The sequence below is a fragment of the Thermus tengchongensis genome (assembly GCF_021462405.1).
In the GTDB taxonomy this organism is placed as follows: Bacteria; Deinococcota; Deinococci; order Deinococcales; family Thermaceae; genus Thermus; species Thermus tengchongensis.
Genome location: NZ_JAKEDU010000001.1, coordinates 109,950 through 136,556, shown reverse-complemented (window position 1 = coordinate 136,556; position 26,607 = coordinate 109,950). Strand labels below are relative to the sequence as shown.

Below are 26,607 nucleotides of genomic sequence, written 5' to 3'. Positions count from 1 at the left end.
CTTAGTAGGGGAGGGGCCAGGTGCGGAAGTAGTTGCGGATCCTCCCCCAAAGGCCCACCAGACCCAGGGGCTCTAGGATCAGAAAGCCCAGGATCAGGAGGCCGAAGATCACGTTGCGCCAGGCGGCCAGGGCGGCGGCGTACTGGGGCCCCAGGGCTCCCACGAAGCTGTTGAGCACCTCGGGGATGAGGAGGACGAAGAAGGCCCCAAGCACCGCCCCCAGCACCGTGCCCGCCCCGCCCACGATCACCATGGCTAGGTACTGAATGCTCACCGTGAGGGGGAAGTACTCGGGGGTTACCGCCTTGTAGAGCTGGGCCAAAAGCCCCCCCGCCACCCCCGCGTAGAAGGCGGAAAGGGCAAAGGCCAGGAGCTTTACCCCCACCAGGTCCACCCCCGCCACCCGGGCGGAGAGGTCGTTGTCCCGCACCGCCATGAAGGCCCGCCCCGCCCGGGTCATGAGGAGGCGCTTGCCGTAAAAGAAGAGGGGTAGGGCGAAGAGCAGGACCAGGTACCAAAGCCGGTCGGGGGTGTCCAAGGCCAGACCCAGGATTTCCGCGGGGGGTAGGGTGCGCCCCCGGATGCCTCCGGTGACCGCCTCCCAGTTCTTGAACACGTAGTCCGCCAAAAACTGGAAGGCCAGGGTGGCGATGGCCAGGTACACCCCCTTGATGCGCAAGGAGGGGAGACCCAGCACGAGGCCCAAAAGGGCGGCGATGCCTCCCCCGAGGAGGATACCCAAAGGAGCCAAGGGGCCATAAAGGTGGCTTGCGGCGTAGGCTCCCACCCCCATGAAGGCGGCGTGGCCCAAGGAGATCTGCCCTGCACCCCCCACCAGGAGGTGAAGGCCCAGGGCGCTTAAGGCCCCGATGGCCACCAGGGTGGCCACGTACATGGGGTAAGGCCCTAGGAGGAGGGGTAGGAAGAAGAGAAGGGCCAGGAAGGCCCAAAGCGCCAGCCGCCCCAGGGGGGTGCTGGCGTAGGCCTCGTCCTCCTTGTAGGTTTCCCGCACCGCTCGGGCAAAGCGGCGGCTATAGGCGTCGGTGAGTTGTTTGGAAAGAGCGTACACGTTAGACCTCCTGCACCTCGAGGGTAGCCTCGAGCCTCCCTTCCCCCTCCAGGTAGCGGATGGGGAGCACCACCTCCACCCGTCCCCCCTCCCCGTAGAGGGCCTGGATCACCGGGCCGTAGCGGGCCTCCACCACCTGGCGCCGGACCTTGCGGGTGCGGGTGATCTCCTCGTCGTCGGGGTGGAGTTCCTTGGGCAGGATGGCGAAGCGCTGGATCTTGAGCTTTTCGGGAAGCGTCTTGTTCACCATGCGGATTTCCTCGGCGATCAGGGCCTTGACCTCGGGCCTTTCCGTGAGGGACAGATAAGTGGTAAAGGGGATGCCCCGCTTCCTGGCCCAGTTCTGCACGTTCTCAGGGTCCAGCTCGATGAGAGCCGTGACAAAGGGTCTTCCGTGCCCCAGGACCACGGCCTCGCGGATGTAGGGGGAGTATTTCAGGCGGTTTTCCAGAAACTGAGGGGCAAAGCGGGTCCCATCCAGCAGGGCCCCCACCTCCTTCACCCGCCCCAGGATTACCAGGTGGCCCCGCTCGTCGAAGAATCCCGCGTCCCCGGTGCGGAAGAAGCCATCCTCGGTGAAGCTTTCCTCGGTAGCCTTTTCCTGGCGGAAATACCCCTGGAAGACCTGGGGACCCTTCACCAGGATCTCCCCCTCCTCGCTGAGGCGCACCTCCGTGCCGGGCAGGGGGGGGCCCACGGTCTCGGGGGGGGCATCCCCGGTGGCGTGGGCGGTGGTGGCGGCGGCGGTTTCCGACTGGCCGTAGACCTGGCGGATGTCCAGGCCCAAGGCGCGGAAGAAGGTGAAGACCTCGGGGCCCAGGGGGGCGCCCCCGGTGACGGCGATGCGGCAGGCGGCGAGGCCCAGCCTGGCCCTAAGGGGCCTGGCGATGAGGGGATAGAAGAAGGCCCGCTTGAGGTTGAGCCAAAGGCCCACCCTCTCCCCCCGGAACTCACGGCTTGCCCCTTCCAGGAGGGCCCCCATCCCCACCCGGTAGAAGAAGGCTTTGAGGAGGTCGGCGTCCGCCATGCGGCTTTGGATGAGGCTGGCCATATCCTCCCAAAGCCGGGGGGGAGCCAAGAAGAAGTCGGGCTGGACCTCCTTGAGGTCCTCCCTCAAGGTGGTGGGATCCTCGGGGAAGTGCACCGTGGAGCCTTCCACCAAGCCCTGCACCACGGTGAGCATCTGTTCCCCGATCCAGGGAAGGGGTAGATAGCTGAAGACCCAGGCTCCCTTCTGGAACCCCAGGGCTTGGCCCAAGGCAAAGTGGCCAGCGAGAAGGTTCTGGTGCGAAAGCATGGCCAGCTTGCTCCTTCCCGTGGTGCCCGAGGTGGGGGCGAGGAGGGCGATCTCCTCGGGGCGGCGCTTTTTGAGGGCCTCTTCCCCCACCTTGGGATCCCCAAGGGCCTGGCTAAACCGGAGCACCTTGCCCTGGAAGTGGCGGGACATTCCTGCCTCCTCCCAGACCAGGACGAAGTCCACCAGGTGCAGGTGGGGGTAGACCTTGTCCAGCTGCTCCTCGTCGGAAACCACGATCCCCTTGGCCCCGGTGAACTCCAGGAAGTAACCCACCTCCTCGGGCATGGCGTCGGCGTAGATGCCCATGGGCAAGGCCCCTAGGGTTTGGGCGGCCAGTTCCGCCTCCACCCACTCGGGAGCGTTGTGCCCGAGGATGGCCAGGACCTCCCCTTCCCGAAGGCCCAAGGCCCAAAGCCCCCCGGCAAGGCGAAGGGTACGCTCTAGGAGCTCCTTCCAGGAGGTCTTCTGCCACACCCCAAGCCGCTTCACCCGCAAGGCGGGGGCGTGGGGGCGCTCCGTGGCGTGGTGGTGTAGGTAGGCAAGAAGCGTTCCTTCCATGGTGTCTCAAGCTTGCCCCAGGTAGGCTTCCGCCACCTTGGGATCCTGGCGCACCCCTTGCGGGGGGCCATGGTAGAGCACCTCCCCGTAGGAGAGGACCAGGACCCGGTCGGAAAGCTCCAGGACCGCCCTCAGGTCGTGCTCCACCCAAAGGAGGGTAACCCCCCATTCCTCCCGGGCATCCAGGAGGAAGCGGGCGAGGTCTTGCTTCTCCTCCAGGGAGAGCCCGGCCATGGGTTCGTCCAGGAGGAGTAGCTTGGGCCGGCTGGCCAGGGCCCGGGCCACCTCCACCCGCTTCTGCAGGCCGTAGGGGAGCATCCCGGCAGGGGCGTGGCGGAAAGGGGAGAGGTGGAGGTAGTCCAGGACCTCCTCGGCCCAGGCCCTGAGGCGTCCTTCCTGTTCAGCCCGGGGTAGGGCGAGAGGATAGGAGGGAAGGGCCAGCTCGGCTCCCAGCTTCACGTTGTCCAAAACGCTCATACCCCTGAAGATCTCCAGGCCCTGAAAAGTCCGGGCTAGGCCCATGCGGGCTCTTTCCTGAGGGCTTTTCCCCCGGAGGTCTTGGCCCAGGAAGAGCACCGCGCCCTTGTCGGGTTCGTACACCCCGGAAAGCACGTTCAAAAGCGTGGTCTTTCCGGCCCCGTTGGGCCCGATCACCGCAAAGAACTCGCCTTCGGCGACGCTGAACTCCACCCCTGCCAGGGCCTTTACCCCCTTGAAGGCGAGGTGGAGGTTCTTGGCCTCGAGGATCACACCCACCGCTTCCTCCTTCGGTAGCGCTTGGCCTGGCGGAAGCCCACTTCCTCCCTGCCCAGGTAGAACTCCATCACGTCCTGGTCTTCCTGGGCGGTTTTGGCATCTCCTTCAAACACCACCCGGCCCCGCTCCATGACGTAAACCCGATCCACAATGGCCAGGGCTGCCCGGGCGTTCTGCTCCACCAAGAGGAGGCTTAGTCCCTTCTCCTTCCTCAAGGCGTCCAGGGTGCGCATCACCTCCTCCACCAGCTTGGGGGCGAGGCCCAAGGAGGGCTCATCCACCACCAGCACCTTGGGCCGGGTGAGGAGGGCCATGCCTATGAGGAGCATCTGCTGTTCGCCTCCCGAGAGGTAGCCGGCCTGCTCGTGCCGCCTTTCGTAGAGCCGGGGGAACCGGGCGAAAACCTCCTCCATGCCTTCCCTAAGCTCCCGGGAGGAGAGGCGATGCCCGGCGGCCACCAGGTTCTCCACCGGGGTGAGGTAGCGGAAGAGGGGGCGCCCCTCGAGGACCGCCGTAAGCCCCAGGCCCGTGATGCGCACCGGGTCCAAGTGGGTGGCTTCTTTCCCGAAAAGGCGGACGTGCCCGTCCAGCACCCGCCCCTCAAATTTGGGCAGAAGCCCCGCCACCGCCCGCACCAAGGAGCTCTTGCCGGCTCCGTTGGGCCCGAGGAGGGCCACCGCTTCCCCCTCCCTCACCTCTAGGGAAACCCCGTCCAGGGCCAGGATCACTCCCCGGTAGACCACTTTGAGGTTTTCCACGGACAGGATCATGCCTTTTCTCTCCGCATCCTTTCACCTGGCCATGGGGCCTCACACCCTCTCGATTTGCCGTTCTCCCAAGAGGCCATAGGGCCGCACCAAGAGGACCAAAAGCACCACCAGGAAGGGCAGGGCTTCGGTGAAGCCGGGGAGTACGGTTTCCAGGTAGCGCTGGGAGAGGGCCTCGAGGATCCCTAGGATAAAGCCCGCCAGCAAAGCTCCCCCCACGGAGTCCAAGCCCCCCAGGATGGCCACGGGAAAGACCTTGAGCCCCAGGAAGACCAGGTTGGGACCCACCCCGCTGGCCACCGCCAAAAGCGCCCCGGCCAGGGTGGCGAGCAGGGCGGAAATCCCCCAGACCCCCGCCAGGATGCGGGCGGTGGGAATCCCTAGGGCCAGGGCAGCCACCTCCCTTTCGGAAATGGCCCGCACCAGGATGCCGTAGCGGCTTCTTCGGAGGAGCCAAAGAAGGCCAAGCCCCAGGGGCAGGGCCAGGAGCAGGTTCCACACCGCCCGGGAGGAGACGAAGATCTCCCCGGTCTGGAAGCCCAGGTTGGGCAGGTTCCCCGGAAGGTACTTCAGGTCCGGGCCCCAAACCAGCTGTACTCCCCCGTCTAGGGTGGAGGCCAGCCCGATGGTGGCCATGATCACCGCCACCACGTTCCGCCCCAAAAGGGGCCGCACGAAACCCCTCTCCACAATAATCCCAAAGAGGAACGCAGCGGGGAGGGCGGCCAGCATGGCCAGGGGCAAGGGCAGGAAGAGGGCGAAGGTGTAGGTGAGGTAGGCCCCCACCAGCAGGAACTCCCCGATGGCGAAGTTCACCACGCTGGTAGCCCGGTAGACGAGCACAAAGCCCAGGGCCAGCAGGCCGTAAAGGGCCCCGTTGGCCAGGCCCCCGATGAGGTAAGGCAGGAGGTCGGACATGGGTCTTCCTGGGGCCCGGGCCAGCTTGGCTGGCCCGGGCGGGGCATCCGCCTAAGCCAGCTTGATCCAGTCGGTGATGGCGTTAAAGCGCCCGTCCTTGACGCTTGCCCGGTAGAGCTTGGTGTAGGGCAGGCGGTGGTTGACGAACTGGTAGCTCCGCTGGAGCCCCAGGCCATTGTAGTCCCCGAGCTTCTCCAAGTACTCCACCACCCCCGCCCGGGTGAGCTTGCCCGCCCCCGCCGCCCGGCGCATGGCCTCGGCGATGGCCAGGACCACCGCCAGGCTACCCATGTAGTAGGTGGGGCGGTAGGAGGTGTCCCGCCCCTTCCGCTGGCGGAATTTCCGCATCTCGTCCACCGCCGGCACCAGGGTGTCGTACCAGTAGGCGTTGTGGTAGGTGACGGTGAAGCCTTCGGCGGCGGGACCTGCCCGCTGGATAAGGGCCAGCTCTGCCGAGTAGTAAGTGCCCATGAACTGAGCCTGCAGGCCCTGCTCCCGGGCGGCCCGCAGGATGAGGGGTTCGGCGGAGAGGGCATAGCCCTGGAGGATGACGAAGTCGGGGTTGGCTCGGCGGAGGTTCAGCACCACGGGGGTGGCGTCGGTAAAGGCCGGGGGCGTCACCTCCTCGTGGACCACCTCCATGCCCAGAGCCTTGGCCCTTTCCTTGGCGTAGGGGATGGGGTCGCGTCCGAACTCGGTGTTGGAGTAGACCAAGGCGATCTTAGCCCGGCCCTTTTGCAGGCGGATCTGCCTAAGAAGGGCCTCCATCATGTCGTTGTAGGTGGGGCCGAAGACGAAGATGGTGGGGTAGGTCTTGGGGTCGGCGAGCTCGTTGGCGAAGCTGGTGGCGGAGTAGGGAAGGCCCATGCGGGCGATTTCCGGCGCCAGGGCCTTGGAAAGGCCGGTGGAGTCTCCATAGACGAAGAGGAGTTCGTCAGGGCGCTCCCGGGATACCACCCGGTTGAAGGCGGCGGTGCCCTTGGCCACATCGTACCCCGTGTCCTCGATGATGAGCTCCAGCTTGCGGCCTCCAATCCCTCCTTGGACCTCGTTGACGTAGTCCACCCCGTCCACGAACCCCTCCCGCCCAGCGTTCCCCGCGAAGGCGAAGGGCCCGGTGAGGGGAAGGAGGGTGGCCAGCTTGACGGGCCGTGCCTGGGCGGCGGCGAAATAGGGCATGCCGAAGGCTGCCAGAGAACCCACGCCCAGCTTCCTTAAGAACTCCCTGCGCTTCATGGCTCTGCCTCCTTTCGGGTTGTGCTTGGGCTAAAAATAACATACCGGCCACTACCCGGCAAGAGGCTCCGCCTTGGAAGGCAAAGGTTCCTGGCTGGGCGCCGGGGGGGAGGTGGCTCTAAAGCCCCAAGTAGGCCCTTTGGAACTGGGGGTCTTGCAGAAGGGCCCGGGCGGGCCCTTGGCGCACCAGGCGCCCGTTGGAGAGGACGTAGGCCCGGTCGGCCAAGGCCAGGGCCCGGGCTGCCTCCTGCTCTACCAGGAGGACGGTGATTCCCTCCTGGCGCACCCGGGCGATCTGCTCAAAGACCAGGGCCCGCACCTTGGGGGCGAGGCCGGTGGAGGGTTCGTCTATGGCCAGGAGCTTGGGACGGGCCATGAGGGCCCGGCCGATGGCCAGCATCTGCTGCTCCCCCCCGGAGAGGTTGCCTGCCCGCTGGCCCCGGCGCTCCTGGAGCCTGGGAAAGAGCTCGTAAACAAAGGCGAGCTGCTTCCGCACTTCCCCCTTGGGCAGGAGGAGCCCCCCGGCCAGGAGGTTCTCCTCCACGGAGAGCTCCTTGAAGGGCCGCCGCCTTTCGGGGCAGAGGACGAGGCCCAGCTGGGCGATCTGGTGGGGGAGGAGGTGGTCGATGCGCTTCCCCAAGAACCGCGCCTCCCCCTCCAGGCGGATCTCCCCCGCCTTGCTGCCCCGGTGGAGCCTGGCCTCGAGGCGGACCAGGCCGGAGATGGCCCGGAGGAAGCTGGTCTTGCCGGCGCCGTTGGGCCCCACCAAGCAGACGAGCTCCCCCTCCCGCACCTCCAGGTCCACCCCGAAGAGGATCTGGGCCTTGCCGTAGCTGAGGGAAAGCCCCCGGACCTCAAGCATGGGTCTCCTCCCCCAGGTAGGCCTCGATCACCTTGGGGTTGCGGGCTACCTCCTCGGGAGTTCCCTCCGCCAGTACCTCCCCGAAGTGCAGCACCACCACCCGGTCGGCGATCTTGAAGAGCTCGGAAAGCTTGTGCTCGATGATCACCATGGCACACCCCTCGCTGTGGAGCCTGCCGAACCTCCCCCCCTTGCGCAGGCGGGCTAGGGACTTGGCGAGGAGCTCTGTCTCCACCGGGGTGAGTCCGGCGAAGGGCTCGTCCAGGATAAGGAGCTCGGGCTCCGTGGCCAGGGCGCGGGCGATCTCCAGGCGTTTGAGCTCCCCTCCCGAGAGGACTGAGGCCGGCTCCTTGGCCTTGTCGGCGATGCCCACGAACTCCAAGGCGTCCAGGGCACGCGCCTCAGCCCGCTTCACCCAGTCTCCCTTCCTACCTCCTCGGGGCCCATAGGCCGCTACCAGGACGTTGGCGATTACGGGCAGGCGCTTCAGGGGCCTGGGGTTTTGGAAGGTGGCGGCTAGGCCTAGGCGCACCCGCTCCCAGGTGGGGAGGGAGGTGATCGCTTGCCCCTTGAAGAACACCCGCCCCTCGTCGGGGCGGTGGATGCCCAGAAGGATCCTCAGGAGGGTGGTCTTGCCCGCCCCGTTGGGGCCGATGAGGCCCACAATCTCCCCCTCCTTCACCCGGAGGTCCACCTTGTAAAGGGCTTGCAGGCCCCCAAAGCGCTTGGAAAGGTTTTCAGCCTGCAGCAGATCCACCCTGGACCTCCTCCCGGAGCTCCCGGCGCGATACCTTGCCCACATCCGTTTTGGGCAGCTCCCCCCGGAACTCGATCTCCTTGGGGAGCTTGTAGGGGGCGAGGCGTTCCTTTAGGAAAGCCAGGAGGTCCTCCTCTGTCACCTTGCCCCGGGCCTCCGTCTCCAGGACCACGTAGGCCTTGGGGTAGGCCCCTACCTTGGGGTCCGGCACCCCCACCACGCCGGCGGCCTTCACCAGGGGGTGGGCGCGGAGGGCTTCCTCGATCTCCCGGGGGAAAACGGGGCGGCCCTTGTACTTGATCATGTCCTTGGCCCGGTCGTAGAAGTGGAAATACCCCTCCTCGTCCATGCGCACCAGGTCCCCGGTGCGGAAGAAGCGGAGGCCCCCTTGGCTAAAGAAGCTTCGAGCGTTCTCGTCCTCCCGCCGCCAGTAGCCCCGGGTCACGTTGGGTCCGGCCAGGGCCAGCTCCCCCACCTCCCCCACGGGGACGGGCTCCAAGGTTTCCGGGTCCACCACCAGGGCCCGGATGCCCGGCAGGGGGATGCCGAAAGAGCCCCGCTTTATCCGGTCGCGGGGGTTGATGTGGCTCACCGAGGTGGTTTCGGTCATCCCGTACCCTTCGGCGATCTCCCTCCCCGTGCGCCGCTTGAAGGCCTCCACCGTAGCCTCGTGCAGGGTGTCGGCCCCGCTTACCACCACCTCTAGCCGTCGCCAGTCCACCCAGTGGGCCTTGGGGTGGTCCCGGAGGACCTCGTAGAGGGAAGGGACCCCGAAGAAGTGGGTGGCCCGGTAGCGCACCATGGCCTCGAGGATCCAGTCGGGGTCGGGGGTGGAGAAGACCACCAGCCTGGCCCCGGAGAGAAGCCCCCCAAGGAGGAGGACCACCTGGCCGTAGATGTGGTAGAAGGGCAGGAAGGCCATGATGGTGCTTTCCCGGCCCAGGGGGTTCAGGCTTTGGATCATGCGGTGGGCCGCCAGGATGTTCCCGTGGGTGATCTCAACCCCCTTGGGCAGGCCGGTGGTTCCCCCCGTATAGGGGAGGGCGGCCAGGTCCTCCTCTCCCCGGGGCTCGGGAACAGGGAGGGGGGCGCTCCGGAGCAGGTCGGCGAAGGGATGGATTCCGGGTCCTTTGGGCAGGGGAAGCCCTCTCACCAGCAACCTTTGCCACGTGGGAAGGGCTTCCTTAAGGGAGGCCACAACGGTAGCCTCCAAAGCCACGCCGGTTCGGGCGGCGTTTTCCAGCAGGGCGTCCTGGACCACCAGGAAGCGGGCCCCCGAGTCCAGGAGCTGGTGGCGAAGCTCGTGGGAGGTGTAGAGGGGGCTCACGGGCACCACCACCCCCCCGGCCCAGAGGATGCCCAGGTAGGCGATGACGAACTGGGGGCTGTTGGCCAGGTAGAGCCCCACCCGGTCCCCGGGGGCCAGACCCAGGGCCTTGAGGCCGCCGGCGAAGCGCTGGATGGCCTCCAAGAGCTCCCCATAGCGGTAGGCCCTACCGTAGTAGAGGAGGGCCACCTCACGGCTCCTCCCCTCAAAAGCCTCCCTTATTTTCTGGCCCACGTTGCCCGCAGGGGTTTCCACCTCGGAGGGGGTTCCCGGGGGGTAGAAGCGCAGCCAAGGGCGCTCCCAGTAGAGGGTCTGGGTCACGGTTTCACCTCCTTTGCCGCAGGAAGGTGCAGCTCCACCCCGCAGGCCCGGCAGTGCCTGCGGGTGAAGGCGTTCCTCACCTTGCACCGGGGGCACACCTCTTCCAAACGGTCCAGGACGCCCCGGACCACCCCTTGGGGCAGGAAGCGCATGACGAGAAGGATAAGGAGGGCGAAGGCCAGCATCCGGAGCTCTTCTGTGACCCGCAGGATCTCCAGGATGGGGAAGAGGAGAAAGGTGCCGGCCACGGGACCGTAGATGGTGGCGATGCCCCCGAAGACCGACCAGATGACGGGCTGGATGGAGTTGAAGAGGGAAAGGCTGTCCGGCCCCGCCACCCGCAGATAGTGGGCGTGAAGCCCACCGGCAATCCCGGCGAAAAGGGCGCTTACTGCGAAGGCCAGGAGCTTAAGGCGCACGGTGTTCACCCCCACCATGCGCACCGCGGCCTCGTCCTCGCGGACGGCGTGGAAGAGGAGGCCTATTCGCGAGCTTGCAAGCTTCCACAGGATGAGAAGGGAAATGAGGAAGATCACCACCACCAGGTAATACTCCTCCAGACGGCTCTGCCCGAGCCGGGGCAGGCCGGAAAGCCCGAGCTCCCCCCCGGTGAACCGGGGGAAGAGGAAGATGAGGCCGGTGGCGATGATGGGAAAGGCCAAGGTGACCAGGGAGAGGTAGGGCCCCCGCACCCTTAAGGAGGGGAGGCCTACCAGCACCCCCGCCAGGGTGGCCAGGAGGGCCCCCAAGGGGATGGTGAGGGCAGGGGAGAGCCCCGTTTCCCGGCCCAGGATGGCGGAGGTATAGCCGGAAAGGCCGAAGAAGAAGGCGTGTCCTAGGCTCACCTGGCCCGTGTAGCCGGAGAGGAGGTCCCAGCTGGCCGCGTAGAGGGCAAAGATGGCGGTGAGGGTGAGGATCCTGAGCCAGTAAGGGTCCTGGCTGAAGAGGGGAAAGAGAAGGAGGAAGAGGACGAAGAGCAGGGCCAAGGTGCGGCCCGGAAGGGCCAGAACCTCGTGCCGCAGGTATAGGAGAGCCCAGGGAAGGGACCAGACCCGCAGGGGACCCGTCATCGCTCCTCCGCGAAGGACGCGCCGAAAAGGCCTTCAGGGCGTAGGACCAGGACCAAAACCAGGATGAGGAGGGCCACGGCGGTGCGCAGGAAGGCGCCCCCGGGCACCAGGTTCACCACCGTTACCTCGGCGAAGGCCAGGACCAAGGCTCCCAGGAGGGCTCCCGGGAGGCTACCAAGGCCTCCGAGGACCACCGCCGCCAGAACCACCAGGAGGGGCGGCATCCACATGTGGGGCTCCAAGGTGGCCATGGGGGCTACGGCCAGGCCCGCCAGGGCGGCCAGCAGGGCCCCGAGCCCCACGGCCCAGTACCCGGCCCGGGAAAGGCTAATCCCCAGAAGCTCCGCTGCCTCCTGGTCCTGGGCGGCGGCCCGGATGCTGAGGCCGAGCCGGGTTCCCTTCAGGAAGGCCCAGGCCAAAAGCAGAACCCCTCCGGCGAAGAGGAGGGCCAGGAGGGCTTGCTGGGCCACCCGCACCCCCAGGATCTCCACGAACCCTGGAAGCAGGGCAGGGACAGAGCGGAAGTGCCCGCCGAAGAGGAGGAGGGCCACTTCCTGGAGGAGGAGGGCCAGGGCGATGGTGACGATGAGGACCGTGGCCTCGTACTCCTTGAGGGGTTCCAGAAAGAACCAGTAGGCCAGGAGGGCCAGCCCCAGGACCAAAAGGGCAGAGAGAAGAGCCGCCGGGGCGAAACCCATGAGTCCCAGGAAGAAGAAAAGGGCGTAGGCGGCGGCCATGTAGAAAGCGGTGTGGGCCAGGTTCAGGATGCGGGCCACCCCGTAGGTGAGGGCGAAGCCGAGGGCCAGCATCCCGTAGATGCCGCTCAGGACCAGGCCGTTAACCAGGATGGCGGCGAGCATCTACCTTCTCCAGGCCTCCACCACCCAAGGGGGGAGCTGATAGGGGCGCACCCCGGCGTAGCTCACCACCCGGCCTTCCACCTGCCAGTTGCGGGGCCAGAAGGCCTGCATCCGGCCGCCCACCCACTGCACCCCTAGGCCCGTGGTGTACCCGGGGCCCCAGGTGACGTCGTGGGTTCGATCGAAGACGATGCGCCCTGTGGGCCCAGTGTAGTCGGTGGCCTCGAGGGCCCGCACCACCGCGTCCACGTTGGTGGTGCCCGCGCGGGTCAGGGCCTCGGCCAGGATGTGAATCGCCCCGTAGGCCCCACTGGCCGTGTAGATGGGGAACTGGCGGAAGCGGGCTTGGAAGGTGCTGATGAAGGGGATGGTCCTCGGGGTAATGGCTACGCCCGGGGCCAGGGAGTTCAGGGTGGCCACGTAGGTCCCGAGGTTGTCCGTGGCCCTGAGCCAAGTTTCCTGCTGGGCCTCCACATTGATGCCCACGGGGGCGGCGGGGATCCTCAGGCGGCCCCAGTCCCGCCCGAAGGGCACCCCCACGGGGCCGGAGAGCACGGTGAAGATCACCTGGGCCCCGGCCCGCTGGATGGCCGTGAGTTCTGGGGTCACGTCGGTGGCCGTGGCCGAAGGCCGCCAGGTGCCCACCACCTCGGCCCCGTACCCTTGGGGTGGGGGGGCGGCGAAGAGGCGGCCTGCGGTTTCCACCAGGGGGTCGGCCCAAGCGGCCCGTTCTGCCAGGATGGCCACCCGGGGCCGAGGGATGCCGAGCTGCTGCCGCACCGCCTGGATTACCTCTCCCGCCAGGAGAAGGGAGGTCCGGGCCAGGTCGCTGGACTTATTGGGGCTCACGCGGAAGAGGTACTTGAAGCGCTCGTAGTTCCGGTCCACCCGCCCTGCCAGAAGGCCGTCCAAGGCGGCTCCTGTAATGATGAAGATCTTGCGGTAGTCCGCGGCCACCTCGGTCATGGCCAGGACCGCCTCGCTGCGGAAGCCGCCCACCAGGAAATCCACCCTTTGGGCGGTGATGGCCCGTTCCACTGCGGTGGCGGCGTCGGTGACGCTGGTCATCTCGTTGGTGTCCACCCGGATGAGCTCGATGCGGTAGCGCTGGTTACCGATCTGGACGCCTCCCGCCCGGTTGATCTCCTCCGCCGCCAAGGTGGCCCCGTACCAGGTGTGCTCCCCTTGCACGAAGGCCATGGGTCCCACCACCCCGATGCGCAGGGTCTGGGCCGAGACCCCGCTCCCCAAGAGGAGCGCCACCGCCCAAAGGACCGCCGTCCCTATCCTTCCCATCGCCAACCTCCTTTCCTCTTACCCTCTTGCCCTCAGGCTAGCCCCTCCCCCCACGTTCTACAAGGGCGTTTGCCACTCGCCAATGGGCCCCATGGGGCCTGCCACTACCGACCAGTCGGTTAGGACCAACTTATCCCCGAACCCTATTCCTTGTCAAGTAGCATGAGCCCATGCCTCGCTGGCACGCGGTTTACCGCCGTTTCGTCCTGGCGCGCCACTACCGCTTCGCCCGGGAGGAGCTCGTCCCCCACTTCTTCGATGCCCTCACCGCCTACGCCCTCGAGCTCGCCCGCTTGGGCCTTCCCTGGGCCGCGGAGGCGGTGGAGGCCCTGCGGCAGCTGCGGCTCCATCCCCTCCCCAGCTTCACCGGAGAGGTGGAGGACGTGTTCTTCTCCATCCAGGCGCAGCTTGCCGAGCATTGGGGGGAGGAGGTGGCGGGGGCCATACGCCGAGGGCTATCCCGTAACGATCTGGACCTCACCGCCTTTCGCGCTTACCTGAGGGACCGACTGGTGGCCTTGCTGGGGGATTTTCTTCGCCTGCGAGGGGCGGTACTCCGGGTCGCCGAGGCCTACGCCGGGGTACCCCTGGTCGTCCGCACCCACCACCGGCCCGCCCAGCCCTCTACCTTGGACCATTACCTCCTCGGGGTGGCGGCGCTTTTAGAGAGGGACTACCGCCGTTTGCGGCAGGCTTTGGATACCCTGGATCGGTGCCCTTTGGGTGCCAGTGCCCTGGCGGGGAACCCCTATCCTGTAGACCGACTGCGGCTCGCCGCTCTTTTGGGCTTCGCTGGGCCGGTGGAGAACACCTTGGATGCCGTGGCCTCGGGGGATTATGCCCTGGAGCTGGCCTCGGCCCTGGTGGGACTGGGTACCAGCCTCTCCCGTTTCCTCACCGACCTTCTGGCCCTGGCGGAGCGGGGGGCCTTCGTGGTGGGGGAGGGGCTGGCCCAGGGTTCCAGCTTCATGCCGCAGAAGCGGAATCCCGTGGTGCTGGAGCACGCCCGCATCTATGCGAGCCATCTGGTGGGCGGGGTGGGGGCCCTGGCCCTCTTGAACCACAACACCCCCTTCACCGACCTGAACGACCACTCCACGGGGGTACTGGAGCCTTTGACGGCTCTGATGGAAAGCGCCGAGGCGGCTTTGGAGCTAACTCGGGTGGCCCTCGAGGAAAGCCGATTTGAGCCCGCCCTTCTCCTGGAGGAGCTCTCCCCGGAGGTCCTGGCCTCGGAGGCGGTGGACCTTTTGGTGCGCAAGGGGGTGCCCCTTGCCGAGGCCTACCGGCGGGTCCAGGGGGCTTTGCCGGGGGTTCGGCCCGAGCTCTTGGGGGTGGGGCGGGAGGAACTCATCGCCTGGATGAGCCTCGAGGGCTTCTTTGCCCGCCGGGAGGTCCTGGGGGGTGTGGGGCCCAAGGCCCGGGCAGAGGCCATGGCCCGGGCCAGGAAGCGCCTTAAGGAAGACCGGAAGGCCTTAGCGGCCCTGCGGGCTCGGGTGCGCCTGGCCAGGCGGCTGTTGGCCAAAGGGCCTGAGGGTTTCCAGGCGGAGGAAGGCGAGAAGGCTACGGATCAGCAGGGGCAGGTAGAAGCCCAGGAGCACCAGGAAGAGCCCCTGGGCTAGGAGGTGCAGGAGTAGGCTGGATAGGCCCTCGGCCAGGGCCCTGGTGGCCAGGGTGAAGGCCGCCATGGGAAAGACGAAGGCCCATAGCCCGGGCTGGAACCCTAGCCGCACCCGGTGGAGGAGAAGGTTTTCCAGAAAAAGGGCCATGGCCAGGACAAACCACCACCCGCCCAGGCCCCATAGGGCGATCCCGAAGAGGTGTAGGCCCTCGAGGTCTCCTGGGAAAAAGCCCATGGTCTTGGCGCCCTTAAGGAGGGAGAGGGGGGCGAGGATTCCCACCCCCACCGGGGCCAGGCCGATGAAAAAGCTGGGTATCAGTTCGGGGGCCGGGCGTTTATGGGCGTAGAGGCGGGCCAGGAGGTTGGCCCCCACCCAGAGAAAGAGGACGAGGCCGAGCCCAAGGAACATGAGCATCCAATAGAACGCCTCCTTGGCCCAAGGGCCCATGAGGGGCAGGAGGGGGCCTCCCGCCAGGGGCACCACAATGGAGGACACCGGCGGAATGAACCAGGTGCCGTTGGCGGTTTCAAAGGGAAGGCGCATGCGGGTGAAGATCAGGTAGCTGAGAAGAAGGCTCAAGAGGAGAACCAGGGGCGAGCCCACGGCGAAAAGGATCAGGGCCAGCTTCTCTTGCCCCAAAACCTCGTGGGTCGCCAAGCTGAAGAGCAAAAGGGCTAGGGGGAAGGTGGCGTAGAGCTGGGAAAGAAGGGGGTGATGGAGCTCTTCCCAGATCCGGTCCCGGTGGCCGAGGAGCTTCGCCAGGAATATACCCAGGCTGGCGAGGAAGAGAAGGGCCACCACACCGTAATTCACCAGGGCCAGGGCCTCGAGGCCAAAGCGGTGGAGCACAAGGGCCACCCCACTTCCCCCCATGACCATGGCGAACCAGGCGGGGTGAAAGAAACGAACGCTCATACCCCCATCATCAGATAGGGGTGGGGGGTATGTCAACGGGTGCGGAAGTATTCCACGGTGAGCCGGATGCCCTCGGCAAAACCCACCTCAGGCCGCCAGCCGTGGGCCAGGAGCTTGGCGGGGGACAGCACGCTCCGCTCCAGGTCCCCGGGGCGAGGAGGGGCGGGGTTCACGGCGGGCGTTTTCCCTGCGGCTTCGGCCACGGCCTGGAGCACCTCCTGGGTGGTGTGTCCCTCCCCGGTGCCCACGTTGTATACCCCTTCCAGGGACTTGAGGGCCAGGTTATGGGCCCGCACCACATCCTTCACAAAGATGTAGTCCCGCACGCACCCATCATCCCCCGGGGTTCTGCGGGCGTAGAGGGTGACGGGCTCCCCCTTCAGCACCCGCTCGGCGAAGATGGCCACCACCCCCGCCTCCCCGTGGGGGTCTTGGCGGGGGCCGTAGACGTTGCCGTAGCGGAGGGAGACCCACCTGAGCCCGTAGTTCTGCCCGTAGGCGGAGAGGTAGTGCTCAAAGGCCGCTTTGCTTGCGGCGTAGGGGCTTTTGGGCCGGGGGGGCCAGGTCTCCTCCGCGGCCTCCCCCTCGGGCACCTCCCCGTAGATGGCTCCCCCGGTGGAGGCGAAGACCATCTTCTCCGCCCCCCACTTGCGCATGGCCTCGAGGAGGTTCAGGCCGCCCAGGAGGTTCACCTCAAAGTCCAGGACGGGGTTTTCCACGCTCACCTTCACCGAGGCCTGGGCCGCCTGGTGGGAGACGTGGGTGGGGCGGAACTCGCGGAAGACCCTTTCCAGCCCCTCTCGGTCCCTGAGGTCCACCTTGTAGAAGTAGACCCCTTTGGGGACGTTTTCCCGCTTACCCGTGGAGAGGTTGTCCAGGACGGCCACTTCCAAGCCTTCTTCCAAGAGGCTTTCCACGATATGACTCCCGATGAACCCGGCACCGCCCGTGACTAATACGCGCATAAAACCCCTCACAAGGCTACCCTGTAGGGCCTGCGAAAGCAAGACCATTTGTGTTAGCAGGTCGGAGGAGGAAGCACGCCGCTACAGCCAACACAGACGTCGGTTTCCGAGTGGCGAAGAAGCTCGTGGCGCAAGTGCGGTATGAAGTAAGTCAGGGCGTCTTCAAATAAGACGGGAGCGTTTACCATTCCTGAGGGGCCCCATAACCATGTAGGGACTCCACTTCTGGAACGTGGTGGAACCCGGTAATTTAAGTACAGGAACTCGTGTACCAGGGCCCTGGGTCTAGGGGGGTCGGGAAAACATGCTTTAAAGGCTGTTACCGAAGTTCCGACAGGGGGGTGGTAATCCACCCAGAGGGCTTCCAGCTGGAGCATGACCACGGTCCATGGGTTGCCGTGGACGTAGGTAACCCCCCAAACCTTTTTCAGCTCATAGAGGGAAACAACGCTGGGGACATTGGGCTTCATATCCACCACCAGGCGATGGTCCGGGTGGGTGTACCCTAAATGAGACAGCAGATCGGCGTCAGTTGCGCACCAGCGGATGGGTGAGGGGCAAGGAGAGGAGGCAGAGGGAAGGCCCTGGGGGCTTAGGCAACCGCTCAGCGTGCCGCCAGGGGGTGCCGAGGGCGGAGGGGTGGGGAGTGTTGTTCCTGGCGGTAGGCAACCGGCAATAATTGCTGTAAGAGCGGAGCCGGCGAGATTTACTGACCTTAGTAGCTGATACCCCGGACTAGCGCATGGCACGGCGCCGTACTCATAAACGAAAAAGCCCATATCTGCTTCCTCCTTTCAGCTATCTGATGCTTTCTCTTTCCTCCCATTTATCCAATGCCGATCTCGGGCTCGTTGCCGGGGCGCCACTTGATGGTGCAGCCGATGGCCGGGGCTTCCTTGAGGGGAGGCTCTTCTCCTTTGAGGAGGGCCTCTATGGCCGCCTCCAGGTCGTGGCTTTGCACCTGGTCGGGGAACTTGGGGCTGTCGTTCACCCGCCCGTGGTAGCGGAGGAGCCGGTTCTGGTCAAAGAGGAAGACCTCGGGGGTGCGCAGGGCCCGGTAGGCCTTGGCCACCTCCTGGCTCTCGTCCAGGAGGTAGGGGAAGAAGATGCCGTGCTCCTCGGCGAAGGCCACCATCTTCTCCGGGGCATCGTCCGGGTAGCGCTCGTAGTCGTTGGGGTTGATGCCCACGAAGGCCACCCGGCCCCGGTACCTCTCCGCCAGGGCCACCAGCTCGGCGATGGAGCCCTTCACGTAGGGGCAGTGGTTGCACATGAAGACCACGGCCAAAAGGGGCTCTTGGAACTGGGAAAGCCGGTACCGCCCGCCCCGGGGGTCGGGAAGCTCGGCGTCGATGAGGGGGCTTTCTAAGGGAAGCTCGGGATACTGGAGCATGGCCCCATGGTATCAACGCCGGGGCTTCCGGGACAATGGCCCTGGGCCTTTTCGGTTATCCTGGCCCTATGCGCGGGCTTTCCTCGGAAGAGGCCAGGCTTAGGCTCAAAGAGTATGGGCCTAATGCCCTCCCTGAAAAACCTCCCGAGCCTCTCTGGCGAAAGTTTCTGCGCCAATTCCAAAGTCCTCTCATCTACATTCTGCTTTTTGCCCTGGCGGTGGACCTGGTCTTGTGGGGTCTTGAGGGGGCACAGGGTCTGCCCTTGGAGTCTTTGGCCATCTCGGCCATTCTCCTTCTGAACGCGGGGCTTGGCACCCTGCAGGAGAAGCGCTCCGAGGATGCCCTGCGCCGCCTGAAGGCTTTGGCGGAGCCCATGGCCTGGGTGCTCCGGGATGGGGAGTTTAGGCGTATCCGGAGCCGGGAGATCGTCCCAGGGGATGTGGTGCGCCTCGAGGCCGGGGACCGGGTGCCCGCGGATGGCGTGCTGGTAGAGGCGGGCGGGGTCATGGTGGACGAAAGCGTGCTCACCGGGGAGAGCGTCCCCGTGGAGAAGGGGATGGGGGAGGAGGTCTATGCGGGCACCCTTCTCGTGCGGGGCCGGGCCCTCGTGGAGGTGACCCGCACGGGCCCCCAGAGCGCCATGGGCCGCATCGCGGGCCTGCTGGCGGGGATGGAGGAGGAAAAAACCCCATTGGAGCGGCGCCTTACCGCCTTCGGCCACCGGGTGGCCCGTTGGGTGATCCTCCTGGCCGCGGCCTTGGTGATCCTCGGCTTCCTGGTGGAAGGGGTTTCTGCGCAGGTGGTCCTCTTTGCCGTGGCCTTGGCGGTGGCCGCGGTGCCCGAGGGGCTTCCTGCCGTCCTCACCCTGGCCCTGGCCCTGGGGGTGGAGCGCATGGCCCGGCGCAAGGCGGTGGTGCGCCGCCTGGCGGCGGTGGAGGCCCTGGGGAGCGTCACGGTGATCGCCACCGATAAGACCGGCACCCTCACGGAAAACCGCATGGAGGTGCGGGAGGTGGTGGGGCCAGACCCGGAAGGGGCCCTGCTTGCCATGGTCCTCTGCAACGACGCCGACCTGGACACGGGGGCGGGAGACCCCTTGGAGCTGGGCCTCCTGCGCTATGCCACCCGGCACCTGGACGTGGCCCAGGTTAGGGCCAAGCACCCCCGGCTTTCCGAGCGCCCCTTCGACAGCGCCTGGAAGTTCATGCGGGTCACCACCCCCAAGGGGAGCTACCTCAAGGGGGCTCCCGAGGCTCTCATCCCCCGCCTGGCCCTTTCCCCAGAGGAAAAGGCCCGGCTCCTGGAGGAGGCGGAGGCCCACGCCCAAAGGGGTTTCCGCGTCCTGGCCCTGGCCTATGGCGAGGGGGAGCGGGAAGAGGGCCTGAGGTTTTTGGGCTTTGTCCTCCTCCTGGACCCGCCCCGCCCCGAGGTGCCGGAAGCGGTGCGGAGGGTCCAGGAGGCGGGGGTTAGGGTGGTGATGGTTACCGGGGACCACCCGGCCACCGCCCTGGCCATCGCCCGTCAGGTGGGCATCCCCGCCGAGGTGGTGGCCACCGGGGAGGAAATCGCCGAGCTTTCCGACGAGGAGCTTTTGGAGGTGGACGTCTTCGCCCGGGTCCGTCCCGAGGACAAGCTCCGCATCGTAGCGGCCCTGCAGAAGGCTGGAGAGGTGGTGGCCATGACCGGGGACGGGGTGAACGATGCCCCCGCCCTGAAGCGGGCGGACGTGGGCGTGGCCATGGGGCTAAGGGGTTCCGACGTGAGCCGCGAGGTGGCGGACTTGGTCCTCTTGGACGACAATTTCGCCACCATCGTGGCGGCCATCGAGGAGGGGCGCAACATCTACGAGAACATCCAGAAGTTCATCCGCTTCCTCTTCTCCACCAACCTCTCCGAGGTGTTGGTGGTGGCCATCGGGATGGTTTTCGCCGCCCTTTTGAACCTCAGGGACGCGGCTGGGCACTTGCTGCTTCCCTTGACCGCGGCGCAGATCCTTTGGATCAACCTGGTCACCGATGGTTTGCCCGCCTTGGCCCTGGCCCTGGACCAGAACCCCGGGGTGTTGCGCTCTCCCCCAAGGCCCAAGGAGGCTCCCCTTCTGGACCGGATTTCTCTCCGCTTCGTGCTCATCACCGGTTCGGTGAAAGCGGGGGTGGCCTTGGCCATTTTGGCGGTCTTCCCGGGGTGGCTGGGCCTCGAGGCGGCCCGCTCCGCCACCTTCCACTTCATGGCCATTGGCCAGCTCTTCTTCGCCTACGCCGCCCGGCACACCCACCTCATCCCCCTGCCCAATCCCTACCTGCACGGGGCCGTGGCCCTGGGCATTCTGGTGCAGCTTCTCTTGGGCCTTTTGGCGCCCCAGTTCGTGGAAGGGGTTGCCCTTCCCCTTTGGGGGTGGGGTGTCATACTGGGGTTGGCCCTTCTCGCTTGGCTGATGGCCGAGGGTGTGGATCGATGGCTTTGGCGAAAGGAGGCTAGACCATGAAAGCGAAGGACGCCATGACCAGCCCGGTGGTGGGTGTGCCCCTCGGGACCTCCTTGGAGGAGGTTGCCCGTCTCATGCTGGAGAAAAGGATCGGTAGCGTGCTGGTGCTGGACGAGGAGGGGTGCCTGGCGGGGATTGTCACGGAAAGCGACTTCCTCAAGGAACGGGGCATCCCGTTTTCCACGTTCCGCGCCCCTGTGCTTCTGGGGCGCTTTTTGGGAAGGGAAGGGTTGGACCACCTGCTGGAGGAGGCCAAGCGCACCAAGGTGGAGGAGATCATGAGCGCACCCGTTCATGGGGTGGGCCCGGAGGCGCCCCTGTCCCAGGTGCTGGAGATCATGCTGGAGTACGACATCAACCATGTGCCCGTGGTGGATGCCGAGGGAAGGCCTGTGGGCATCATCACCCGTTTTGACCTGTTGCGCCTCCTAAGGCCCCACCTATGACCCTTTGGGCTTTCCTGGGCGTAGCCTTGGTCATCCTCCTGGCGGGGCGCCAGGTGGCCTTTTACGGCGACGTGCTGGCGGGGAAGACGGGCTTGGGCCGCACCTTCATGGGGCTTTTCCTGGTGGGGGTCACCACCAGCCTGCCGGAGCTCTTCAACGTGACCAGCGCCGTGCTCCAGGACCTGCCGGAAATCGCGGTGGGCAACCTCTTGGGCGCCACCATGGTGAACTTCCTCCTGCTCACCCTGCTGGATGCCCTTCACCCTAGGCCCCTCACCGCCCGGGCTAGCCAAGAGCATGCCCTGAGCTTGGGGCTACTCATCGTACTCCTGGCCATTTTGGGGCTGGGCTTGGTCCTGGACCGGGGTAGCGGCCGGCTTGGGATGTTTACCCTGGCCTTGCTTCCCCTCTACCTCTTCGCCCTTTGGCTTTCCTTTCGCTACGCCAGGCGTTTTCCCCGCGACGAGCAGGTGGAGGCTGAGGCCTACGAGGGTTTCACCCTGGCGGGGGCCTTGGTGCGCTACCTGGTAGGGGCCTTGTTCCTGGTGGGGGCAGCGGTGCTCCTGCCCGGCCTAGCCGAGCGCTTGGCCCAGGAAACGGGCTTGGGGGAGGCTTGGGTGGGGACCTTTTTGGTGGCCCTGGTGACCACGCTCCCCGAGGCCACGGTGACCATGGCCGCCGCCCGCTTGGGGGCCGTGGACCTGGCCTTGGGTAATGCCCTGGGCAGCGGCATGTTCAACAGCTTCCTCTTCTTTTACGCCGACCTCTTGGCGCCGGGGCCCCTGGGGCGGGAGGTGGGGGAGGGCCACCTGGTCAGCGTTCTCATCCTTCTGGCCATGTCGGGGGCGGTGCTGGTGGGCCTGATGTACCAGAGCCTGCGCAAGCTCTGGGTATTGGCCTACGATTCCTGGGCGATTCTGGGGCTTTACCTGCTGGCCGCTTGGCTGTCGCTGGGCCGATAGGGGACCACCAGGATGGGCTTGGGGCTGCGGCGGACCACCTCTTGCGTCACGCTGCCCAGAAGGAGCGCGTCCAAACCCGTGCGCCCGTGGGAGGCCATGACCACCAGGTCGTGGTTTTCGGCCTCCCTGAGGATGACCTCCGCCGCCCGGCCCTCGAGGAGGTGGGCCTCAAAGGGCACGCCGAGTTCTTCCGCCAGGTGGGTGGCCCGGTCTAGGGCGGCCAGGCCCGCCTGGCGCGCGTCCTCCAGAAGCTCCTGGTAGTAGGGGAGGGTTTCCGGGCCCAGGAGGAGCCTGGGCCCCAAGGGCTCCAGGGCGTACAGGAAGGCCACCCTGGCCCCCAGGGCCTTGGCCAAGCGGAGGCCTTCCCGCACGCCACGTTCGGCAGCCTCGCTGCCGTCGGTGGGGAGGAGGAGGCTTTGGTACATGGCTCACCCCTCGATGACCACGGGAAGGATCACCGGGTCGCGGCCCGTGGCCTTCTTGAGGAACTTCTTCACCGGGTAGTAGATGTCGTCCCGGATGCGCTCCAAGGGCTTCTTCTCCCTCACGCCGTTTTGCAGGGCCTCGAGGGCCATGCGCTTCACCTCGCCGAGAAGCCTTTCCCCGGCCTTCACAAAGCCCCGGGACACCACCTCCACCACCGGGTCCCGGGCGGCCAGGGCGGTGATGACCACAATGCCCTCCTCGGCCAGATGCTGGCGGTCGGCCAGGATCTCCTCGGTGATGTCCCCTACCCCCAGCCCGTCCACGTAGAGCACCCCCGAGGGCACCTGCCCCACCTTCTCAAAGGCGTCCCGGGTGAGGCGGTACACGGCCCCGTTTTCCCCGATGAGGGTCTTCTCCGGGGGGCGGCTCATGCTTTCCGCCAGCCACTTAAAGTTGGTCTGGTGCCGCACCTCCCCGTGCCAAGGCAGGAAGAACTTGGGCGTGGTCAGGTTCAGGATGAGTTTGAGCTCCTCCTGGGAGGCGTGGCCGGAGGCGTGCACCTTGTAGGTGGGGGGGTAGAGGACGTAGGCCCCTAAGGCGTAGAGGCGGTTGATGACCCGGTTCACCGCCTCCTCGTTGCCGGGGATGGGGCTACTGGAGAGGATCACCGTGTCCCCGGGCTTGATGGCCATCTTGGCGTGGCCCTCAAAGGCCAGGCGGGAGAGGACGGACATGGGCTGGCCCTGGCTTCCCGTGGCCAGGATGAGCACCTGGTGGTCGGGAAGGTCCTTGACCTCCTCCAGGGTGTAGAGGCGGTCCTTCACCTTGAGGTAGCCCAGTTCCATAGCGATGCGGCTGAACTTCAGCATGCTCCGCCCCTCCATGGCCACCTTGCGCCCGTACTTTTCCGCTGCCCAAATCACCGCTTGGATGCGGTGGATGTGGCTGGCGAAGGTGGTGACGAAGACCCTTCCCGGGGCCCGGCCGATCACCCGGTCCAGTTCCTTGGCGATCTCCATCTCGCTGGGGGTGTAGCCGGGACGCTCGGCGTTGGTGGAGTCGGCGATGAGGAGCAATACCCCTTCCGCCCCCGCCTGGGCCACCTTGGCCAGGTGGGAGACCTTGCCGTCGATGGGGGTGGGGTCCAGCTTGAAGTCCCCCGTGTGCACGATGGTGCCGATGGGGGTGCGGATGACCACCCCGGAGTTGTCGGGGATGGAGTGGGTCATGCGGAAGAGGTCCAGGGTGAAGTACCGCCCCACCTGGATGCGGTCGTCGGGGGAAACCTCCTTCAGGTTGAAGGATCCTGGCCGCAGGCCGAACTCTTCCAGCTTCCCTCTAAGGAGACCCAGGGTGAGTTTTGCCCCGTAGATGGGCACTGGGGAGTCCTTGCCGAAGACCATGGGCAGGATGAAGGGAAGCCCCCCAATGTGGTCCTCGTGGCCGTGGGTGAGGACCCAGGCTTTGATGAGATGGCGGTTTTCCACCAGGTAGTCCACTCGGGGGATGAGGAGGTCCACCCCGGGCATTCCCTCCTCGGGGAAGGCTAACCCGCCGTCCAGAACGAAGATCTCATCCCGGAAGCGGAAGGCGGTGATGTTCTTGCCAATCTCCCCCATCCCTCCTAAGGGGATGATCTCCAGGAAGTCCTGGGGACCGGTGCCGGTTACTCCGCCTCCCTCTTGCGGCCTTCTCCGCCGCCGCCTCGGTTTGCGCGCCTGATCTTCCATAAACCTCCTATCTTCCCGGCCTGGCCGGGATGGGCGCTAGGGAAAACCCCCAGGGGCTAGCCGCGCCGCCTGGGGGGGATCTTGCCTTCCAGTTCGGGGCGGATTAGGTCGATCTTGCCCCGCTCGTCAATGCGGTGCACCTTGACCTTGATCACGTCCCCCACCTTAAGGTGGTCCTCCACCCGCCGCACCCGTCCGGGGGCGACTTGGCTGATGTGAAGGAGCCCCTCGGTCCCGGGGAAAAGGCTCACGAAGGCACCAAAGGGGGTGATCTTGGTGACGGTGCCCTCGTAGATCTCGCCCACCTTGGCCTCCATGGTGAGCTCCTCGATGCGCTTCTTGGCCTTTTGGGCCGCCTCCATGTCGCTGGAGTAGATGCGCACCGTCCCGTCCTCCTCGATGTCCACCTCCACCCCAAGCTCCTCCAGGGCGCGCACGTTCTTGCCTCCAGGGCCAATCACGATGCCGATCTTCTCCACCGGCACCTTGAGGGTGAGGATGCGCGGCGCGAAGGGCTTGAGCTCGGGGCGTGGGGCGGGAAGGACGCTTTCCATGAGGTCCAGGATCTTCATGCGGGCCTCACGGGCCTGCATGAGGGCCTCTTTAAGCACCTCCCGGGGAAGCCCACCCACCTTGTTGTCCATTTGCAAGGCGGTAACCCCCTGGCGCGTCCCCGCCACCTTGAAGTCCATGTCGCCTAAGGCGTCCTCCAGCCCTAGGATATCGGTGAGGATCACCGCCCGCTCCCCCTCCCACACCAGGCCCATGGCCACCCCGGCCACGGGGGCGCGGATGGGCACCCCGGCGTCCATGAGGGCCAGGCACCCGGCGCAGACCGTGGCCATGGAGCTACTGCCGTTGGACTCCAGCACATCCCCCACCACGCGGATGGTGTAGGGGAAGGCGTCTTCTGGAGGTAAGACCGCCTTCAGGGCCCGCTTGGCCAGGTTGCCGTGGCCTATCTCCCGGCGGGAAACCCCCCTCAGGCGCTTGACCTCCCCGGTGGAGAAGGGAGGGAAGTTGTAGTGGACCAGGAACTTTTCCGTTTCGTCAATGCCCAGGTCGTCGATGATCTGTTCGTCCCGGCCCGTGCCCAGGGTCACGGTGCCCAGCACCTGGGTCTCCCCCCGGGTGAAGACGGCCGAGCCGTGCGTGCGGGGCAAGACGTCCACCTCGATCCAGATGGGGCGGAGGTCCTTGGGGCCGCGGCCGTCTGCCCGCTTGCCTTCCTCCAGCACCAACCGCCTCAGCTCCCGCCGGACCACCTCATCAAAAGCGCTCGCGTAGAGGGGCTTCTTGCTCTCGTCCGGGGTGCTGTCCTCTAACTTGGGCAGGGCCTCGAGGATCAGGGCTTCCGCGAAGGCCTCGAGGGCCCGGCTCCTTTCCCCTTTGCTGGCGGTCTGGAGCACGGCGGAAAGCCCCCGTTCCAGGGCCAGGCGGTAAAGGGCCTCCTTCTCCTCATCGGATAGGCTCTCGGGAGGCGTCCAGGCCATCTTGGGTTTGCCCAGGGTCCGGGCCATGGCCTCCTGCAGCTCCAGGATGGGCTGCATCTCCCGATGGGCGAACTCCAGGGCCTGGACCAGGGTTTCCTCATCCACCTCCTGGGCCCCGGCCTCCACCATAAGGATGGCGTCCCGGCTTCCCGCCACCACCAGGTCTAGGGCGCTTTCCTCCAGCTCCTGCAAGGTGGGGTTCAGGACGAACTGCCCCCCAATGAGGCCCACCCGCACGGCCGCCACGGGGCCTTCCCAGGGAATGTCCGAGAGCATGAGGGCAGCGCTGGCCGCCGTAGGCCCCAGGATGTCCGGGGGATTCTTCTGGTCGGCGGAGAGCACGGTGACGATCACCTGCACCTCGTGCCGGAACCCCTTGGGGAAGAGGGGACGGATGGGCCGGTCCGTCATGCGGGCGGAGAGAATGGCCTTCTCTCCAGGGCGTCCTTCCCGGCGCATGAAGCTCCCCGGTATCTTGCCCACGGCGTAGTGCCGCTCCTCGAACTCCACCGTGAGGGGGAGGAAGTCTGCCTCTATGGGCTCCTCTGAGGCTTGGGCCGTGGCTAGCACGACGGTGTCCCCATAGCGCACCAGGACCGAGCCCGAGGCTTGTTTGGCGTATTTCCCTGCCTCCAACACCAGGGGGCGGCCAGCCACCTGGGTTTCGTACCTATGGGCCTGTGGGGTGTTGGGTGTGGCATCCGGCATGGCTGTCCTCAAACGAAAGGCGGAGCCCAAAGGCCCCGCCCCCGACCTGGTTACCAGTTTACTTCCTAAGGCCTAGTTTCTCAACCAGGGCCTGGTAGCGCTCGGGGTCTTCCCGCTCCAGATAGCGGAGAAGCCTGCGCCTTTGCCCCACCAGCATGAGAAGGCCGCGGTGGGAATGGTGGTCGTGCTTGTGGACCTTGAGGTGCTCGGAAAGCCGGTTGATGCGCAGGGTGAGCAGGGCCACCTGCACCTCGGTGCTCCCCGTATCCCCCGGGAAGCGGGCAAACTCCTGGATGACCTTCTGCTTCTCTTCCTTGGTGATGGGCATTTTCTCCTCCGTCAGGGGGGAAGGCGCTTATGCCCCTTC

Annotated in this window: 22 protein-coding genes and 2 pseudogenes; 4 read left to right on the top strand and 20 right to left on the bottom strand. The window is 66.3% G+C overall.

All coding sequences use genetic code 11. The features are described from left to right. Position 1: 1 nt before the first annotated feature. From L1087_RS00720 to L1087_RS00665, 13 genes and pseudogenes are all read right to left on the bottom strand, one after another. Positions 2 to 1,069, bottom strand: coding sequence for a branched-chain amino acid ABC transporter permease (locus tag L1087_RS00720; protein ID WP_234554394.1), 1,068 nt, complete (start codon positions 1,067 to 1,069; stop codon positions 2 to 4). A 1-nt stretch (position 1,070) separates the two neighbouring features. Continuing rightward, positions 1,071 to 2,924, bottom strand: a complete 1,854-nt coding sequence (locus L1087_RS00715; RefSeq protein WP_234557180.1) for an AMP-binding protein — start codon at positions 2,922 to 2,924, stop codon at positions 1,071 to 1,073. Between the two features lie 6 nt (positions 2,925 to 2,930). Then, entirely contained in the window at positions 2,931 to 3,158 is a 228-nt protein-coding gene (locus tag L1087_RS13370; protein ID WP_407702033.1) for an ABC transporter ATP-binding protein C-terminal domain-containing protein, read from the bottom strand. A gap of 6 nt (positions 3,159 to 3,164) precedes the next feature. Then, a pseudogene (locus tag L1087_RS00710) lies at positions 3,165 to 3,674 on the bottom strand (ATP-binding cassette domain-containing protein); the annotation flags it as partial. Beyond that, entirely contained in the window at positions 3,671 to 4,447 is a 777-nt protein-coding gene (locus L1087_RS00705; RefSeq protein WP_135259538.1) for an ABC transporter ATP-binding protein, read from the bottom strand. The gene L1087_RS00705 and the pseudogene L1087_RS00710, both read right to left, overlap by 4 nt. A 42-nt stretch (positions 4,448 to 4,489) precedes the next feature. Further along, a complete protein-coding gene (locus tag L1087_RS00700) occupies positions 4,490 to 5,365 on the bottom strand; it encodes a branched-chain amino acid ABC transporter permease (RefSeq protein WP_135259501.1) in 876 nt (291 codons plus the stop codon). 51 nt (positions 5,366 to 5,416) lie between these two features. Next, positions 5,417 to 6,601, bottom strand: a complete 1,185-nt coding sequence (locus L1087_RS00695) for an ABC transporter substrate-binding protein (protein WP_234557176.1) — start codon at positions 6,599 to 6,601, stop codon at positions 5,417 to 5,419. Between the two features lie 118 nt (positions 6,602 to 6,719). Then, complete coding sequence (locus tag L1087_RS00690; protein WP_234557174.1) at positions 6,720 to 7,463, bottom strand: ABC transporter ATP-binding protein; 744 nt, start codon at positions 7,461 to 7,463, stop codon at positions 6,720 to 6,722. Beyond that, positions 7,456 to 8,220, bottom strand: a complete 765-nt coding sequence (locus tag L1087_RS00685; RefSeq protein ID WP_234557172.1) for an ABC transporter ATP-binding protein — start codon at positions 8,218 to 8,220, stop codon at positions 7,456 to 7,458. Before L1087_RS00685 ends, L1087_RS00690 begins: the two co-directional genes overlap by 8 nt. Further along, complete coding sequence (locus L1087_RS00680) at positions 8,201 to 9,868, bottom strand: AMP-binding protein (protein ID WP_234557170.1); 1,668 nt, start codon at positions 9,866 to 9,868, stop codon at positions 8,201 to 8,203. Before L1087_RS00680 ends, L1087_RS00685 begins: the two co-directional genes overlap by 20 nt. Further along, entirely contained in the window at positions 9,865 to 10,938 is a 1,074-nt protein-coding gene (locus L1087_RS00675) for an ABC transporter permease subunit (RefSeq protein ID WP_234557168.1), read from the bottom strand. The genes L1087_RS00680 and L1087_RS00675 overlap by 4 nt, the downstream gene beginning before the upstream one ends. Further along, positions 10,935 to 11,798: a branched-chain amino acid ABC transporter permease gene (locus tag L1087_RS00670; RefSeq protein WP_130839800.1), complete on the bottom strand. Its 864-nt coding sequence runs from the start codon at positions 11,796 to 11,798 to the stop codon at positions 10,935 to 10,937. The genes L1087_RS00675 and L1087_RS00670 overlap by 4 nt, the downstream gene beginning before the upstream one ends. Then, a complete protein-coding gene (locus L1087_RS00665) occupies positions 11,799 to 13,094 on the bottom strand; it encodes an ABC transporter substrate-binding protein (protein ID WP_234557166.1) in 1,296 nt (431 codons plus the stop codon). Positions 13,095 to 13,264: 170 nt separating this feature from the next. On the opposite strand from L1087_RS00665, the gene L1087_RS00660 reads away from it, so the two are divergent. Further along, entirely contained in the window at positions 13,265 to 14,716 is a 1,452-nt protein-coding gene (locus tag L1087_RS00660) for a lyase family protein (RefSeq protein ID WP_234557165.1), read from the top strand. 3 nt (positions 14,717 to 14,719) lie between these two features. Here L1087_RS00660 and L1087_RS00655 read toward each other — a convergent pair. From L1087_RS00655 to L1087_RS00645, 3 genes and pseudogenes are all read right to left on the bottom strand, one after another. After that, positions 14,720 to 15,589 (bottom strand): annotated as a pseudogene (locus L1087_RS00655) (SLAC1 family transporter); the annotation flags it as partial. A gap of 74 nt (positions 15,590 to 15,663) precedes the next feature. Next, positions 15,664 to 16,596 (bottom strand): NAD-dependent epimerase/dehydratase family protein, encoded by a 933-nt coding sequence (locus L1087_RS00650; protein ID WP_234557163.1) that lies wholly within the window; start codon positions 16,594 to 16,596, stop codon positions 15,664 to 15,666. 826 nt (positions 16,597 to 17,422) lie between these two features. Beyond that, a complete protein-coding gene (locus tag L1087_RS00645) occupies positions 17,423 to 17,989 on the bottom strand; it encodes a thioredoxin family protein (RefSeq protein ID WP_234557161.1) in 567 nt (188 codons plus the stop codon). Between the two features lie 68 nt (positions 17,990 to 18,057). On the opposite strand from L1087_RS00645, the gene L1087_RS00640 reads away from it, so the two are divergent. Genes L1087_RS00640 through L1087_RS00630 form a run of 3 tightly spaced genes read left to right on the top strand, consistent with a single transcriptional unit; the run spans position 18,058 to position 21,883 of the window. Next, positions 18,058 to 20,475 (top strand): cation-translocating P-type ATPase, encoded by a 2,418-nt coding sequence (locus tag L1087_RS00640; RefSeq protein ID WP_135259507.1) that lies wholly within the window; start codon positions 18,058 to 18,060, stop codon positions 20,473 to 20,475. Further along, positions 20,472 to 20,921, top strand: a complete 450-nt coding sequence (locus tag L1087_RS00635) for a CBS domain-containing protein (RefSeq protein ID WP_234557159.1) — start codon at positions 20,472 to 20,474, stop codon at positions 20,919 to 20,921. Before L1087_RS00640 ends, L1087_RS00635 begins: the two co-directional genes overlap by 4 nt. After that, positions 20,918 to 21,883 carry a sodium:calcium antiporter gene (locus tag L1087_RS00630; RefSeq protein ID WP_234554405.1) on the top strand — a complete coding sequence of 322 codons (966 nt, stop codon included), beginning with the start codon at positions 20,918 to 20,920 and terminating at the stop codon, positions 21,881 to 21,883. Before L1087_RS00635 ends, L1087_RS00630 begins: the two co-directional genes overlap by 4 nt. Here L1087_RS00630 and L1087_RS00625 read toward each other — a convergent pair. Genes L1087_RS00625 through rpsO form a run of 4 tightly spaced genes read right to left on the bottom strand, consistent with a single transcriptional unit; the run spans position 21,847 to position 26,568 of the window. Further along, on the bottom strand, positions 21,847 to 22,308 hold the full coding sequence (locus tag L1087_RS00625; protein ID WP_234557157.1) for a universal stress protein: 462 nt from the start codon (positions 22,306 to 22,308) through the stop codon (positions 21,847 to 21,849). The two genes, L1087_RS00630 and L1087_RS00625, sit on opposite strands and share 37 nt — an antisense overlap. Positions 22,309 to 22,311: 3 nt before the next feature. Beyond that, on the bottom strand, positions 22,312 to 24,039 hold the full coding sequence (locus L1087_RS00620; RefSeq protein WP_038042716.1) for a ribonuclease J: 1,728 nt from the start codon (positions 24,037 to 24,039) through the stop codon (positions 22,312 to 22,314). A gap of 56 nt (positions 24,040 to 24,095) precedes the next feature. Further along, the gene (gene pnp / locus L1087_RS00615) at positions 24,096 to 26,240 is read right to left on the bottom strand and encodes a polyribonucleotide nucleotidyltransferase (RefSeq protein ID WP_234557155.1); all 2,145 of its coding nucleotides are present in this window, start codon (positions 26,238 to 26,240) and stop codon (positions 24,096 to 24,098) included. A 58-nt stretch (positions 26,241 to 26,298) separates the two neighbouring features. Next, on the bottom strand, positions 26,299 to 26,568 hold the full coding sequence (gene rpsO / locus L1087_RS00610; RefSeq protein ID WP_038042712.1) for a 30S ribosomal protein S15: 270 nt from the start codon (positions 26,566 to 26,568) through the stop codon (positions 26,299 to 26,301). Between the last annotated feature and the right edge of the window lie 39 nt (positions 26,569 to 26,607).

Excerpts from the sequence above, each read along its gene's own strand:
- L1087_RS00690 (WP_234557174.1), bottom strand. The coding sequence starts at position 7,463 with ATGCTTGAGGTCCGGGGGCTTTCCCTCAGCTACGGCAAGGCCCAGATC.
- L1087_RS00660 (WP_234557165.1), top strand. The coding sequence starts at position 13,265 with ATGCCTCGCTGGCACGCGGTTTACCGCCGTTTCGTCCTGGCGCGCCAC.
- L1087_RS00695 (WP_234557176.1), bottom strand. The coding sequence starts at position 6,601 with ATGAAGCGCAGGGAGTTCTTAAGGAAGCTGGGCGTGGGTTCTCTGGCA.
- L1087_RS00625 (WP_234557157.1), bottom strand. The coding sequence starts at position 22,308 with ATGTACCAAAGCCTCCTCCTCCCCACCGACGGCAGCGAGGCTGCCGAA.
- L1087_RS00635 (WP_234557159.1), top strand. The coding sequence starts at position 20,472 with ATGAAAGCGAAGGACGCCATGACCAGCCCGGTGGTGGGTGTGCCCCTC.
- rpsO (WP_038042712.1), bottom strand. The coding sequence starts at position 26,568 with ATGCCCATCACCAAGGAAGAGAAGCAGAAGGTCATCCAGGAGTTTGCC.
- pnp (WP_234557155.1), bottom strand. The coding sequence starts at position 26,240 with ATGCCGGATGCCACACCCAACACCCCACAGGCCCATAGGTACGAAACC.
- L1087_RS13370 (WP_407702033.1), bottom strand. The coding sequence starts at position 3,158 with ATGGCCGGGCTCTCCCTGGAGGAGAAGCAAGACCTCGCCCGCTTCCTC.
- L1087_RS00645 (WP_234557161.1), bottom strand. The coding sequence starts at position 17,989 with ATGCTCCAGTATCCCGAGCTTCCCTTAGAAAGCCCCCTCATCGACGCC.
- L1087_RS00665 (WP_234557166.1), bottom strand. The coding sequence starts at position 13,094 with ATGGGAAGGATAGGGACGGCGGTCCTTTGGGCGGTGGCGCTCCTCTTG.
- L1087_RS00630 (WP_234554405.1), top strand. The coding sequence starts at position 20,918 with ATGACCCTTTGGGCTTTCCTGGGCGTAGCCTTGGTCATCCTCCTGGCG.
- L1087_RS00620 (WP_038042716.1), bottom strand. The coding sequence starts at position 24,039 with ATGGAAGATCAGGCGCGCAAACCGAGGCGGCGGCGGAGAAGGCCGCAA.
- L1087_RS00670 (WP_130839800.1), bottom strand. The coding sequence starts at position 11,798 with ATGCTCGCCGCCATCCTGGTTAACGGCCTGGTCCTGAGCGGCATCTAC.
- L1087_RS00640 (WP_135259507.1), top strand. The coding sequence starts at position 18,058 with ATGCGCGGGCTTTCCTCGGAAGAGGCCAGGCTTAGGCTCAAAGAGTAT.
- L1087_RS00715 (WP_234557180.1), bottom strand. The coding sequence starts at position 2,924 with ATGGAAGGAACGCTTCTTGCCTACCTACACCACCACGCCACGGAGCGC.
- L1087_RS00675 (WP_234557168.1), bottom strand. The coding sequence starts at position 10,938 with ATGACGGGTCCCCTGCGGGTCTGGTCCCTTCCCTGGGCTCTCCTATAC.
- L1087_RS00650 (WP_234557163.1), bottom strand. The coding sequence starts at position 16,596 with ATGCGCGTATTAGTCACGGGCGGTGCCGGGTTCATCGGGAGTCATATC.
- L1087_RS00700 (WP_135259501.1), bottom strand. The coding sequence starts at position 5,365 with ATGTCCGACCTCCTGCCTTACCTCATCGGGGGCCTGGCCAACGGGGCC.